Consider the following 13,289-nt stretch of genomic DNA (forward strand, 5'->3'; position numbering starts at 1 on the left):
GCACGGCAGGCTCACTTGAAGCGATAGGTGATGCGGCCCTTGGTCAGGTCGTAGGGCGTCATCTCGACCAGAACCTTGTCGCCGGCGAGAACGCGGATGCGGTTCTTGCGCATGCGGCCGGCGGTATGGGCGATGATCTCGTGTTCGTTTTCCAGCTTGACGCGGAACGTGGCATTGGGCAGCAGTTCGGTGACGACACCCGGGAATTCGAGGACTTCTTCTTTCGGCATATACTCGTTTTCTTTCTGATTTTTCGGCCAGCGCGGAACAGGGCAAAGGCCCGGCCCGACGGGGGCGCTGCGAAATTTGGCGGAAACTACACAATCGGCGCGGCTTTGTGAACCTCGTTCATGGCGGTTTTCCGCTTTGTTTCAGGCTGTTTCGGCTCCCGGCACCGCTTTCGGCATCAATTGCTGGCGGATGAGCCGCTCCAGATGGTCGCGCACCTCGCGATAGGCGTCGACGATCTGGGCGCGCGTGCCGGTCGCCAGCGTCGGGTCGAGGGTCGGCCAGTAGACGACATCGACGGCCATGGAGCGCGTCAGTTCCAGGGCGGCATGATGGGCTTCGGGCGCCAGGGTCACGATCAGGTCGAAATAGTCGTCCTCCAGATCGTCCAGCGTCTGCGGCTGGCGCTTGCCGAGCGAAATGCCGGCTTCGTCCATGACCACGTCGACGAAGGGATCGCGTTCGCCGCGCCGGACACCGGCTGAAGCCACATAGGTGCCGGAGGGCAGGAGTTGGCGCGCCAGCGCCTCGGCCATCGGCGACCGTATCGAATTCATGCCGCACATGAACAGGATCGCGCGAGGCATCTTCCGGCCGGGATCGACGAGCCCGATCAAGAGGCTACCCGCGCCAGTAGAGCACGCAGACCAGCGTGAACAGCCGCCGCGCCGTATCGAAATCGATGTCGATTTTGCCCTTCAGGCGATCCATCAGCGTCTGCGAGCCTTCATTATGGATGCCGCGCCGGCCCATGTCGATCGCCTCGATACGGCTCGGCGTCGCCGAGCGGATCGCCTCGTAATAGCTCTCGCAGATCATGAAATAATCCTTGATCGTGCGCCGAAACGGCGTCAGCGACAGGATATGGGTGGTGACATCCTCACCGGACTCGGTCTTGATCGCCAGCACCAGCTTGGAATCCATCAGCGACAGGTTGAGGCGATAGGGCCCGCCGGGATGACCGACGGGCGCGAAGCTGTTTTCCTCGATGAGATCGAAGATGGCGACTGCCCGCTCGTGCTCGACATCCGGCGTCGACCGGCCGATCGTCTCGTCGAGAACGACGTCGCAAAGCCTGTGGGTGCCGGACGCCGCCATCGCGTTATTCTCCCAGATTCAATCGAATGCCGACCGAGCGGGCATGGGCATCCAGCCCCTCGGATTGCGCCAGCGTGATCGCCGCCGGCCCCAGGGCCCGCAACTGATCCGGCCCGAGCCGCAGGATCGAGGTGCGCTTGACGAAATCCAGCACCGACAGGCCGGAGGAGAAGCGCGCCGAACGCGCCGTCGGCAGCACATGGTTGGAGCCACCGACATAATCGCCGATCACTTCCGGCGTATGACGGCCGATGAAGATGGCGCCGGCATTACGAATGCCGGGCAGCAGGCTGTCGGGATCTTCGACCGCCAGTTCCAGATGCTCGGCGGCGACGCGGTTGGCGAGCGGCAGGGCATCTTCAAGCTTTTCCACCAGGATGATGGCGCCGAAATCGGCCCAGCTCGCGGCGGCCGTCTCGGCGCGGCCAAGCTGCTTCAACTGGCGCTCCACGGCCTGTTCGACCGCCTTGCCGAAATCGGCGTCGTCGGTGATGACGATCGCCTGCGCGCCGCGATCATGCTCGGCCTGGGCCAGAAGGTCAGCGGCGACCCAGTCGGGATCGTTGTCGCGATCGGCGATGACGAGAACTTCCGAAGGGCCGGCGATCATGTCGATGCCGACCGTGCCGAAGACGATGCGCTTGGCGGCGGCGACATAGGCGTTGCCCGGCCCGACGATCTTGGCGACGGGCGCGATGCTCTCCGTGCCATAGGCCAGCGCCGCGATCGCTTGTGCGCCGCCGATGCGGTAGATTTCCTCGACGCCGGCAATCTTTGCGGCGGCCAGCACCGCCGGATTGATCTCGCCTTTCAGCGCCGGCACGACCATAACGATGCGCGGCACGCCGGCAACACTGGCCGGCACGGCGTTCATCAGCACGGAACTCGGATAGCTCGCCGTGCCGCCGGGCACATAGAGGCCGACGGCATCGATGGCCGTCCAGCGCGAGCCGAGGCCGACGCCGATCTCGTCCTCATAGATATCGTCCTTCGGCTTCTGGCGGGCATGATGCTTTTCGATACGGGCGGCGGCAAGCCGCAGCGCCTCGATCACGGCGGGCTCGACTTTCGCGAAGGCCGCGTCGATTTCCGCCTGCGGCACGCGCATCGGCTTGACCGAGAAATCGACGCCGTCGAAACGGGCCGAATATTCCGCCAGCGCCGCATCGCCACGGGCGCGCACATCGTCGATAATGGCGCGCGCGGCGGTGTTGACGTCTTCGGAAACCTCACGCTTGGTTGTCAGGAAAGCGGCAAACCGCTTTTCGAAATCGGCCGATGCCTGTTCCAGCCAGATCGCCACTCGTCTTCACCCTCTCGATTACGCCTGCGCTCAGCCGCGCCCCCGCGGCGTCAGGATGCTTCCGGATGCCGAGGCTTCGATCCGGTTTCCCATGCCGCGCCCGTATCTGCAAGCTGAACCTCGATGCATTCCACATCCAGGGCGATAGCGGCCTTGCCCGACAGGGTCAATTCGATTGTTCCGTCCGGCCCTTCGCCGGCGGGAGAAAAACGAATCGCCAGCAGCGAATGCACATCATCGGACGATGTGCGGTCGATGCCGACGGAGCGGACCTGGCGCACGCGCTTAAACACCAGCAGCGTGCGACGGCGTTCGAAGGTCTTGACCGCATCGTCCGCCGCCTCCCAGGCGAAGCGATTGGCGGCGATGGTGAACACGCCGGCCTTCGCCGAAAACGATACGGCCTCCGTTCTGAACACGCTGTCCTGCATGTGAGCGGAAATGATCGCCAGGTCTTCGGAATCCAGCGCCAGAAGCTTCAGGTCAGCCATGCCGTCGTCATACCTCTTCTGCGAGCGCCTCAGGGCCGCCCGATCACGAACCTGATGAAGGAGATAGGACGCATCGCGCGGTTACGCAACCTGGAACCGCATTGACGGACAGCCGATCGCGCATCGCGGACGGCAACGCGCGATCGGCTGTTCGATTTAGCGGATCAGTCGCTGACGCGCTCGACAATGGCGCCGCAGCGGGTCAGCTTCTCTTCCAGGCGCTCGAAGCCACGGTCGAGGTGGTAGACGCGCGACACCATGGTCTCGCCCTCGGCCGCCAGGCCGGCGATGACCAGCGACACCGAAGCGCGCAGGTCTGTCGCCATGACGGGGGCGCCGCGCAGGCGCTCGACGCCCTCGATCTTGGCCGTCTGGCCGGAAAGCGAGATGCGGGCGCCGAGACGGGCCAGTTCCTGCACATGCATGAAACGGTTTTCGAAGATGGTCTCGGTGATGTGCGACATGCCGCCGGAACGGGTCATCAGCGCCATGAACTGCGCCTGAAGGTCGGTGGGGAAGCCCGGGAAGGGATCGGTGACCACGTCGACCGGCTTGATGCCGCCGCCGTTGCGCACGACGCGCAGGCCGGCTTCCGTCTCGGTGATCTCGGCGCCGGCGCGGCGGATGGCTTCCAGCGCGGTGTCGAGCAGCGAGGCGCGCGGGCCTTCCAGCAGCACATCGCCGCCGGTCATGGCGACCGCCATGGCATAGGTGCCGGTCTCGATGCGATCCGGCAGCACGCGGTGGCGCGCACCCGACAGCGAGGAAACGCCCTCGATGGTGATGGTCGAGGTGCCGGCGCCGGAAATCTTGGCGCCCATGGCGTTCAGGCACTGGGCGAGGTCGACGACTTCGGGCTCGCGGGCGGCATTGCCGATGACGGTGGTGCCGCGCGCCAGGCTGGCGGCCATCAGCATCACATGCGTGGCGCCGACCGAAACCTTCGGGAAGGTGTAGCGCGTGCCGATCAGGCCGCCGCGCGGGGCGGTGGCGTTGATGTAGCCGCCGTCAATCTCCATGGTGGCGCCGAGCGCCTGCAGGCCGTCGATGAACAGGTCGACGGGCCGCGTGCCGATAGCGCAACCGCCCGGCAGCGAGACGCGCGCCTTGCCCTCGCGGGCGAGCAGCGGGCCAATGACCCAGAAGCTGGCGCGCATGCGCGACACCAGCTCATAGGGCGCCGTCGTGTCCACAATGGTGCGGCAGGTGAAATGGATGGTGCGCGAATAGGAATCGCCCTGGCGCTCGCGCCGGCCGTTGACGGCGATATCGACGCCGTGATTGCCGAGGATGCGGATGAGCTGCTCGACATCGGCCAGATGCGGCACGTTCTCGAGCGTCAGCGTGTCGCTGGTCAGCAGCGAGGCGATCATCAAAGGCAGCGCCGCGTTCTTGGCGCCCGAGATCGGGATCACGCCGTTGAGCTGGTTGCCCCCTACGATTCTGATGCGGTCCATATGTGTTTACCCACGGGCCCCCGCCCGCCTTCCCTTGGTCAGATGTTTGCCGGAACCGGCATGTGCTTGGGTGATGCGCCGGACGTTGCGGAATGTGTGAGCGGAGGAATCACGACGATTCGTCCAATTTTGCGGCAGGCAGCCCGCTTGCCTGATCCGCCTCGCCGGCGCGGCGCGCCCGGCTCTGCTGTTTGCGGCGCAGAAGATTTTCCCGAAGTTTTGCCGCAGCCCGCGCGCGCCGCTGGTCGGCGGCGGTTCGCATCGCCTGTTTTTCCGCCGGCGCGGCTTGGGTCTCCACCGGCTTTTCTTCCGGCGCCACGGGCTTTTGCGCTGGTGCGGCGGGTGTGTTTTCGGACTGCGTTTCGTGCATCCTGCCTGCATAAACGAAAACGGCACGGATCGAAAGAGTTTCGGGTTTTACAGATTTCTTGAGGGGATCGTGAAATTGAAGCTTGCGCTCGGCCGGAAGCTATGGCATTAGCCGCCTCGCTCGCAACGGAGCCGGTCTTCACGGCCTTCCCGAGCGATCCTGCTGCAGTAGCTCAGTGGTAGAGCACTCCCTTGGTAAGGGAGAGGTCGAGAGTTCAATCCTCTTCTGCAGCACCATTTCTCCCGACATGCTTTTTTCGAACTCGGCACGCTCTGCGGAAACGATCCGGAAACTGACGCGGGATTCCCTGCCGTCATGATATCCACTTCGGCATGTCTCCCGGGGCGCCGCCATGACCCGATTTCGCCACGACGACCGACCGGTTGGCGTATTCCGTCTTGCAATTGGATACATTTGAAGATTGAAATATCCCCAGCAACGGCCGAAAGGCTGCAGTCAAGAACGGGGCGCTACATGATTCTGCACAAGATCACCGACTGGGACAACGCCTATGCCAATGGCGCCCATATTCCCGGCGGCAATCGCTGGCCGGCGGCCTGGGTCGGGCCGGCCGAGACGTTTCGCATGGAAATGGCAGGCGCCGGGCGCGCCCGGCTGGATCTGCCCTATGGCGAGGGGACGCGAAACCGTTTCGATCTTTTCCTTCCGGAGGGCAAGCCCAAGGGCCTCGTCGTCTTCGTGCATGGCGGATACTGGCATCTGCTCGACAAGAGCTTCTGGTCGCATCTCGCCAAGGGCTCCGTCGATAGCGGTTTTGCCGTCGCCCTTCCCTCTTACACGCTCTGCCCGGAAAATCGTATCGCCGGCATCACCCGCGAGATCGGCGCCGCCATCACCGCGGCGGCCGGCATGGTCGAAGGGCCGCTTTTCCTCACCGGCCATTCCGCCGGCGGGCACCTGGTCAGCCGCATGAATTGCGCCGATGCGCCGCTTGAGGAAGGCATCCGCCGCCGCATCCGCCATACGGTGTCGATTTCAGGCCTGCACGATCTCAGGCCGATCATGAAAACGGAGATGAACGAGGTGCTGCATCTCGATGCCGCAGAGGCCGAATCGGAAAGCCCGGCGCTGCTGCAGCCGATGGCGGGCGCGCGAATCACCTGCTGGGTGGGTGCCGGCGAACGCGCCGAATTTCTGCGCCAGAGCGCCCTGCTTGCCAATATCTGGACCGGTCTCGGGGCGGAAACCGCAGCCTATGCCGAGCCGGACCGGCATCATTTCAACGTCATCGACGGCCTCACGGATGCGGATCATCCGCTGACCCGCACGCTCATCGACGCCTGAACGGCTTCGGGCCGGTTGCCCGGCCCGAGGCGCTTTGCAGGACCAGCCGGCCGCTACATCGACTTGACCATCTTGCAGGCCTCGGCCATCGAGCCGGTCGGGTTCTGGGCGTCGACCGTCTTGCAGTCGTCATGCACCTTGTTCTTCTGGGCCTTGGTCAATTTTGCCCAGCGCTTGTGGATATCGGCCTGTGGCCGCAGCTTTCCGCTGGTCATGTCGCTGAAGAAGGTATCGCCGATCGGGCCCTTCCACATCTGCATCGGGCTATCGCCCTTGCCGCCGGCGCCGCTGCCGGCCGAGTTGCTGTCCGACTGGGCGAAGGCGCCGCTGGCAAGGCCGAACGCCATGGCAGCTACGGCTATGGTCCTGAACATCATCGTCACTCCTTTGTCCGATAACTGATGGAGGTCTAACCCACCTGCGCCATGCTTGTTCCCGAGAGTATTCGGGAGAATAATTTTCGATTCCGACTCGCGGCCCGATGCGCTAAGCATCCCTGGATAGGCCGGTGGCGTCATCGGACACCCCGGAAACCGATTGCGACGGATGACAGATGCAAACAATCTTCGACGGTCATAACGACGTGCTGCTGCGACTGTGGCAGAACCAGAAGGCCGGCGGCGACGCCGTCGACGAATTCGCCCGCGGCACGACCGACGGCCATATCGATGCGCCCCGCGCCCGCCTCGGTCATCTCGCCGGCGGCTTCTGCGCCATTTATATCCCCTCCGGCGATATCCACCTGAAACGTCCGGATGCGCTCGGCCATTACGAGACGCCGCTCGCCACGCCGCTGGAGCGGCCGCCGTCGCTCGATATCGCGTTGCAGAAGGCCGCGATTGCCCTGCGCCTGCACCAGGCCGGAGCCTGGCGCCTGTGCCGCAGCACAGACGATATCCGCCGGGCGATGGCTGACGGCGTCTTCGCCGCCGTGCTGCACATGGAAGGCTGTGAGGCGATCGACCGCGATCTTTCAGCGCTGGAGGTTTTTTATGCCGCCGGGCTGCGCTCGCTGGGGCCGGTCTGGAGCCGCCACAATCTCTTCGGCCATGGCGTGCCCTTCGCCTTTCCGAAGTCGCCCGATACCGGACCCGGCCTGACGGAGGCCGGTTTCGACCTGGTGCGCGCCTGCAACCGGCTCGGCATCGTCATCGATCTTGCCCATATCACCGAGCAGGGCTTCTGGGACGTGGCGCGCATCAGCGACCAGCCGCTGGTCGCCAGCCATTCCAATGCCCATGCCCTGACGCCGGTGGCGCGCAACCTCACCGACCGGCAGATGGACGCGATCCGCGACACGGGTGGCCTTGCCGGCCTCAACTTCGCCGTCACCATGCTGCGCCCCGACGGCCAGGAAAATCCTGACACGCCGCTGTCCGACATGATCCGCCATGTCGATTACATGGTGAACCGCATGGGCATCGACTGTGTCGCCATCGGCTCGGATTTCGACGGCGCCACCATCCCGTCCGTCATCGGCGACGCGAGCGGCCTGCCGCGTTTCGTCGAGGCGCTGAAGGCAGCGGGCTACGAGGGCGAGGCGCTCGACAAGCTCTGCAGGAAAAACTGGCTGCGCATCCTCGCCAAGGCCTGGAAGGAAAGCTGAACGACCTCCCGGCAAACAGCGATTGACTTTCGGCCGTGCGCGCAAAACTCTCCTGGTCAGGGACAGCGATTCGCAGACGTTGCTTCGCGCGCCCCGCATCAGCCGGAGCGAACGATGCCGCATCTTTCCATCTGCATGCCCAGCAACCGCCCGTTGGCGACCTCCCACCGCGCCATCGAAACGGCGTTGGCCTATTGCGAGGCCAAGGACGCGCTGCTCGTGGTCTCCGACAATTCCGGCGATGCGGAAAAGCGGGCCTACTGGCAGGGCCGTTCGCCGCGGCTGACCTATATCGTCGATCCGACACTCGATGGCACCCGCAATTTTCTTGCCGCGATGCATGGCAGTCGTACACCCTTTCTTATGCCAATGGGCGATGACGACGAATTGGCATTCGATCCTGCCGTTCCGGCCTTCGATTTTGCCTCGCTTCCCGCCGATCATGTCGGTGTACGTCCGATCACGGAGGTCTGGACCGAAGCCAAGGGCGTCCTGCGGGTCAAGAATTATGCGATCGCAGGAGAAAAACCCTCGGATCGCATTCTTGAATATCTTGGCCTTGCCGGGGGCGACAACAGTGCGTTCTACAGCATTTTCCGTCGCAACCAGTATATCAACCTGATGGAACTTTTCTCGCGACATCATCCGACAAGGGGGGCTTATTGCGACTGGTCGCAACTCGGCTCCCTGTTTGCCTATGGCAAAATGGCGCGCGATGCCGGAACGACCTTTCGTTACAATTTCGAAGGGTGGAAGAACAAGACGATCGTCGACCAGAAGATCGTCGACAGCTATCTGGCCGTGGGATTGCCGGCCGACAGTCAGAAATACCATGTCCTTCTGCTTTATCTCGACATGTTCGTCTTCGTATCCGCGCGGATTGCAGGGTTAACGCCGGAAGGCATGGCGAATGCGACGGCGGCACTCAGCGGCATGGTTTTCAGCATCTTCCTCAAAGAGATCGCCGAGCGGCCGAAAAACCACACCGACACCATGCGATATCTGGCCGAGCTTGCCGCAGCCGAGCCGGATCCGATAGGGCACTTCCAGATCGCCCTCGTCATGGCCAATCAGATTCGCGACGGCTTGAAGGAAGATTACATCACCTATTTCAAGGCGGCCAAGACCTTTGAGGGCATCGCGTGAAGACCGGGCAAAACCGCCTCCCGCCCGGTTCCAGAGCATTTCAGGACGGAAAACCGGTTCGCATTTTCGTGGAAATACTCTATTGGGGGCGACTGACCTCGACACGATAGCAATAGAGATCGTAATTGCTTCGCCCCCCCTTGGGCCCGAGATCCCAGCGTATCTCGCTGTCGGTTATTTGCCTGTTCAAGGGATATTTTTCCCACAGGCCGAAACCCATGGCCTTGTTCATCATGATCGCAGCCGCGTTCTTCGCCAGAACATAGCCATAGACCGTGTCGACGGGCGTCCTGTCGAACAGCCAGCCGATGAGGATTCGGCCGGCGACCGGCAACAGCTTAGGATGGCCGCCGCGCTCGCCACGCATGGCGTTGTCAAGCAGGACTTCGCGCTCGTCCAGATCCTTGAAACCGAAATGGCCGATCAGCAGGTCGCCGGCATAGATCAGGAACATAAGCTGCGTGTGGTTTTTAAAGACCACGTTGCGGAGCCAGTTGCGTGTCCTCCCCGGCGTTGCGGTAAACTGGGTCATGAAAGACGCCATATTGGCGTTGCGCCAATCGGTGAGTTTGCCGATGATGACGTCGTCATCGAGATGGCGCGTGGTCAGCGGCACAAGTCGCCCGATTTCCACCCCGGCATCGTCACGAAGGACAATCTCGGCTGAAATCCGGTCCGCGACGATATCGCATATATAGGCTTTCGCCGCATCCAGCGTCAGGGTGCCCGTCATTCGAAATGCTCCGGAAGCAGGGTCTCGTCAGACTCGAGATCGACAAGCAGGCGCTTGCCGATCACGCGATCGATTTCGGTCGGCGCAATGCCGGTTCCCGGCCGCTTGGCATCCAGATCGTCGACGGACAGCACGGTCCCGGCGGTGAGCGCGCGCGCCGAAACGATGCTGCGGCGCATCTTGGGGATCTGATCAATCTCCGAGGGGTCGAGAATGCGTCCCGAGCCACCAAGTGCTGCGTGAACCTTGTGGCAAGCGGCGATCATCGTCTTCATCTCTTCCGGTTCGGTCGCCATCTGGTTGTCCATGCCGATGCGCGAACTGTCGAGCGTGAAGTGCTTTTCGATCACGGCGGCGCCGAGTGCGATGGCGGCTGCGGGAATCTCGCTGCCGATCGAATGATCCGAATATCCGATCGGATAGTCGGGGAATTCGCTGCGAAGTCCGAGGATATTGTTCAGGCGGATGACCTCCGGCGGAGCCGGATAGACGGAGGTGCAATGCAGGACGATGATCTGGCGATTGCCGGTTTTTTCGATCGCGCGCACCGCCCTGATGATTTCCTCCAGCGTTCCCATGCCGGTCGACAGGACAAGCGGCGCGCCGAGTTCGCCGAGATAGCGCAGATAGGGAAGATTGTTGAGCTCCATCGACGCGATCTTGACGAAGGGAACTGCGCAGGTTCGCACCAGGAATTCCGCCTCATGGCGGGAATAGGGCGTTGAGGCGAAGTCGATGCCGATCTCGCACGCATAGGCGGCGAGTTCGGCGAGCGCGTCATCGGGGAGCGCGAACTTGTTGACGATGCGCTTGGCGATCGCATTCGTTCTGTAATAGCTGTTTGCATAAAGCGACTGCGTGCTCCAGGACTGGAACTTGACGCAATCGCAGCCGGCGGCCTTTGCCTGGTCGATCATCTGGCGGGCGATCGCCATGTCGCCGAAATGGCTGGTATTCAGTTCCGCAATGACATAGGGCGCCAGATAATCGCCGATGCGGCGGCCGTTGCGAAGGGTGACGATAGCCATGCTGCGCTCGCTCTTACTGATCGATCGGTTCGATGAGCATTTCCGACAGGAAAAGATCGCGATCGAGAAACGGAATTTGATCTTCCAGCGGCCGGCGCACGAAGCGGCGATCCACTTGGCTTCGGGCCTGGCCAAGCTCGATATATTCCTGGTCGGCGCGGCCCATGATCTCGCAGATCACCGGCCCGTCACGGCCGAGCAGATCGTCGATGCCGCTTTCCAGGCCGGCTGGCGTGTCGATGCGGATATAATCGAACCCAAAGCAATCGGCGACCTTGGCGAAATCGGGCACGCTGACGCCATTGGCCGGGTCGGTGCCGATCACGCGCTTGCGGAACAGATCCTGCTGGCGCCGGCGGATGATCGAATAGACATTGTTGTTGACGATGACGAGCTTGAGCGGCAGCCGGTTGTAGCGAATGGTCTCCAGCTCCTGCAGGTTCATCATCACCGAGCCGTCGCCGATGACGGCGACCACCGGCTGCGGACGGGCAAAATAGGCGCCTATGGCCGCCGGCAGCGCAAAACCCATCGCGCCCTGCATCGTCGGATGCACACAGCTCATCCCGTCGCGAAAAGGAATATTGGTCGGCAGAATGACCTCGTTCAGGCCGGAATCGGTCACCAGCGTCGATTGCTGCGGCATCTTGGCGCCTAGGCAATCTGCCAGTTCGTAGAGGTCGATGCGTTCGGGATCGCGGAACGCCGGCTCAACATCCGAGAAAATAGTTTTCCAATGCCGGCATTTCGTTGTCCAGGTCGCATCGACGGGGTGAACGTCGGCTGCGTTCAACCGGTCCAGAAGCGCGCCGAGCTCGGCATGAATCAAGCGGTCGATCCGTACCATGTCCTTGCTGTGCTCGACGGGATCGAGATCGACGACGACCGTTCTTGCGGCGCGGGCGAACTTGCAAAAATCCGGACCCGTCGTCAGCGATGTCAGGCGGCAGCCGAGCACCAGCACGAGGTCGGCATTCTGCACGGCGAAATTGCCGGCACGCGAGCATCCCATCGCGCCGACAGAGCCGATGGACAGCGGATTTGCACTGCCATAAGTGTCCGGGGCAGACGATGCGAAGGTCACCGGAAGATTGCGCGCCTCGACAAAACGGCGGAACGCCGCCTCCGCGCCGGCGGAGCGCACACCGCTGCCAATCAGCACGACGGGACGGCTGGCCTGTTGCAGCGCGTCCAGCAGGAATGCCACATCCGCATCCGAGGCGACAGGCAAGTCTGACACAACAGGCGGCCGCGCCAGAGTTTCCGGATCGATCTGCGCGCTTTGCAGATCGAGCGGCACGTCGATCCAGACCGGCCCCTTGCGGCCGGTGGTCGCAAGCGTCAGCGCCTTATCCATGGCCTCGACGATCTGGCCGGCTTCGGTGATCATCGTTGCGTATTTGGTGATCGGCTTGACGATCGAGATGATATCCGCTTCCTGCTGGCCGTAGGTCCGCAAGGGAATGCCGGTATAGCGCGTCGTTTCCTTCAGCATGTTCTGGCCGGAGATCACGATGCAGGGCGTGCCGTCCTGCCAGGCCGTGAGGACACCGGTGATCGTGTTGGTCGATGCACATCCCGTCGAGACGAGGCAGGCGCCGAGATTGCCGTTCTGCTGGGCATAAGCGACCGCTGCGAAAGCGGCCGATTGCTCGTGATGAACGGAGACGGGCTTCAATCCTTCATGCTTGGCCAGCGCATCGGTGAGAAAAAGTGCGCCGCGACCGGTGACCAGGAAGACATGCCCGATCCCGGCCTCGGCGAGACGCTGCATGATATAGTCGGCAACTCGCATGGCGCTTCCGTTCAGGCTTTCGGCTTGTACCGGTTCAGGATGTCAGGAACGGCGACGACGAAATCACCACTGCAGGCCGCCTCACCCTCCACCCAGCTTTCGGCCGAACCGATCGCCAGGCCGCGCTTGAAGGATTTCAGGGTCGCCTCGATCTTCAGGACGTCGCCGGGGATGATCTTGCGCTTGAACTTCACATTGTTGACCGAGACGAAATTGGTCTTCATGCCGCAGTATTCCCCCATGCAGAGGAAGGACATGATGAAGGTTTGGGTCAGCGATTCGATCTGAATGAAACCCGGCACGTTCGGCTCGTCGTCGAAATGACCGGGAAAGAACCATTCATTGTAGGTGAAACATTTTACTGCCGAGGCGCTCTTGCCCGGATCGACAGCCGTGACGCGATCGATCAGCAGGACCGGATAGCGATTGCGCTGGTGGCGGATGATCCCGTTGATGTCGAAGGCAAGCGGCGCGGAATTATCGCTCATGCCGCCAGCTCGATGTCGTATTTCCTGAGAATCGTGCGGCCGACCTCATAGCTTGAAAATTCGATGATATCGTCGATATCCATCTCGATGCCGAACGCCTCTTCCAGGGCCGCCATCAGCGCCATGTGGCCGACGCTGTCCCAGGTTGGGATTTCCTGATATTTCAGGGCCGGCAGTTCGCTGGCGTCAACCATGAAGGTTTCGGTGAAAGCGGTGTCGTACTTGTCGCGATTGCTCATCG

16 protein-coding genes and 1 tRNA gene are annotated in these 13,289 nt (G+C 62.5%); 4 read left to right on the top strand and 13 right to left on the bottom strand.

Annotated elements, in window-relative coordinates:
• Nucleotides 1-11 precede the first annotated feature (11 nt).
• The 7 genes from infA to P7F60_RS02575 all read right to left on the bottom strand — a co-directional run bounded on the left by infA (nt 12) and on the right by P7F60_RS02575 (nt 4,875).
• The gene (infA, locus tag P7F60_RS02545; protein ID WP_004117876.1) at nt 12-230 is read right to left on the bottom strand and encodes a translation initiation factor IF-1; all 219 of its coding nucleotides are present in this window, start codon (nt 228-230) and stop codon (nt 12-14) included.
• A 141-nt stretch (nt 231-371) separates the two neighbouring features.
• Complete coding sequence (locus tag P7F60_RS02550; RefSeq protein WP_277916126.1) at nt 372-815, bottom strand: low molecular weight phosphatase family protein; 444 nt, start codon at nt 813-815, stop codon at nt 372-374.
• 34 nt (nt 816-849) lie between these two features.
• Nucleotides 850-1,326: a UPF0262 family protein gene (locus P7F60_RS02555; protein ID WP_277916127.1), complete on the bottom strand. Its 477-nt coding sequence runs from the start codon at nt 1,324-1,326 to the stop codon at nt 850-852.
• Nucleotides 1,327-1,330: 4 nt separating this feature from the next.
• Nucleotides 1,331-2,629, bottom strand: a complete 1,299-nt coding sequence (gene hisD, locus P7F60_RS02560; protein WP_277916128.1) for a histidinol dehydrogenase — start codon at nt 2,627-2,629, stop codon at nt 1,331-1,333.
• Between the two features lie 50 nt (nt 2,630-2,679).
• Nucleotides 2,680-3,120 (bottom strand): DUF2948 family protein, encoded by a 441-nt coding sequence (locus tag P7F60_RS02565; RefSeq protein ID WP_277916129.1) that lies wholly within the window; start codon nt 3,118-3,120, stop codon nt 2,680-2,682.
• A 164-nt stretch (nt 3,121-3,284) separates the two neighbouring features.
• A complete protein-coding gene (murA, locus tag P7F60_RS02570; protein WP_277916130.1) occupies nt 3,285-4,577 on the bottom strand; it encodes a UDP-N-acetylglucosamine 1-carboxyvinyltransferase in 1,293 nt (430 codons plus the stop codon).
• Between the two features lie 109 nt (nt 4,578-4,686).
• The gene (locus P7F60_RS02575; protein ID WP_277916497.1) at nt 4,687-4,875 is read right to left on the bottom strand and encodes a hypothetical protein; all 189 of its coding nucleotides are present in this window, start codon (nt 4,873-4,875) and stop codon (nt 4,687-4,689) included.
• A gap of 233 nt (nt 4,876-5,108) precedes the next feature.
• Between P7F60_RS02575 and P7F60_RS02580 the strand changes: the two genes are divergently transcribed.
• Nucleotides 5,109-5,183, top strand: a tRNA-Thr gene (locus P7F60_RS02580).
• A gap of 238 nt (nt 5,184-5,421) precedes the next feature.
• The gene (locus P7F60_RS02585; protein WP_277916131.1) at nt 5,422-6,252 is read left to right on the top strand and encodes an alpha/beta hydrolase; all 831 of its coding nucleotides are present in this window, start codon (nt 5,422-5,424) and stop codon (nt 6,250-6,252) included.
• A gap of 53 nt (nt 6,253-6,305) precedes the next feature.
• Here the strand turns inward: P7F60_RS02585 and P7F60_RS02590 are convergent, their stop codons facing one another.
• On the bottom strand, nt 6,306-6,629 hold the full coding sequence (locus P7F60_RS02590; RefSeq protein ID WP_277916132.1) for a hypothetical protein: 324 nt from the start codon (nt 6,627-6,629) through the stop codon (nt 6,306-6,308).
• A 176-nt stretch (nt 6,630-6,805) separates the two neighbouring features.
• Here P7F60_RS02590 and P7F60_RS02595 point away from each other — a divergent pair, with 176 nt between their 5' ends.
• Both P7F60_RS02595 and P7F60_RS02600 read left to right on the top strand, forming a co-directional pair.
• Nucleotides 6,806-7,858: a dipeptidase gene (locus tag P7F60_RS02595; RefSeq protein WP_277916133.1), complete on the top strand. Its 1,053-nt coding sequence runs from the start codon at nt 6,806-6,808 to the stop codon at nt 7,856-7,858.
• A gap of 114 nt (nt 7,859-7,972) precedes the next feature.
• Entirely contained in the window at nt 7,973-9,004 is a 1,032-nt protein-coding gene (locus tag P7F60_RS02600; protein WP_277916134.1) for a hypothetical protein, read from the top strand.
• 79 nt (nt 9,005-9,083) lie between these two features.
• On the opposite strand, the gene P7F60_RS02605 is transcribed toward P7F60_RS02600, so the two are convergent.
• From P7F60_RS02605 to P7F60_RS02625, 5 genes are read right to left on the bottom strand one after another with little or no spacing between them, the layout of a single operon-like run.
• The gene (locus tag P7F60_RS02605) at nt 9,084-9,737 is read right to left on the bottom strand and encodes a hypothetical protein (RefSeq protein WP_277916135.1); all 654 of its coding nucleotides are present in this window, start codon (nt 9,735-9,737) and stop codon (nt 9,084-9,086) included.
• Nucleotides 9,734-10,765, bottom strand: a complete 1,032-nt coding sequence (locus P7F60_RS02610; protein WP_277916136.1) for an N-acetylneuraminate synthase family protein — start codon at nt 10,763-10,765, stop codon at nt 9,734-9,736. Before P7F60_RS02610 ends, P7F60_RS02605 begins: the two co-directional genes overlap by 4 nt.
• Before the next feature lie 13 nt (nt 10,766-10,778).
• Nucleotides 10,779-12,560: a thiamine pyrophosphate-binding protein gene (locus P7F60_RS02615; RefSeq protein WP_277916137.1), complete on the bottom strand. Its 1,782-nt coding sequence runs from the start codon at nt 12,558-12,560 to the stop codon at nt 10,779-10,781.
• An 11-nt stretch (nt 12,561-12,571) separates the two neighbouring features.
• Entirely contained in the window at nt 12,572-13,048 is a 477-nt protein-coding gene (locus P7F60_RS02620) for a 3-hydroxyacyl-ACP dehydratase FabZ family protein (protein WP_277916138.1), read from the bottom strand.
• Complete coding sequence (locus P7F60_RS02625) at nt 13,045-13,287, bottom strand: acyl carrier protein (RefSeq protein WP_277916139.1); 243 nt, start codon at nt 13,285-13,287, stop codon at nt 13,045-13,047. Before P7F60_RS02625 ends, P7F60_RS02620 begins: the two co-directional genes overlap by 4 nt.
• Nucleotides 13,288-13,289 lie beyond the last annotated feature (2 nt).

The organism is Rhizobium sp. YJ-22, from assembly GCF_029601685.1.
Lineage (GTDB): Bacteria > Pseudomonadota > Alphaproteobacteria > Rhizobiales > Rhizobiaceae > Metarhizobium.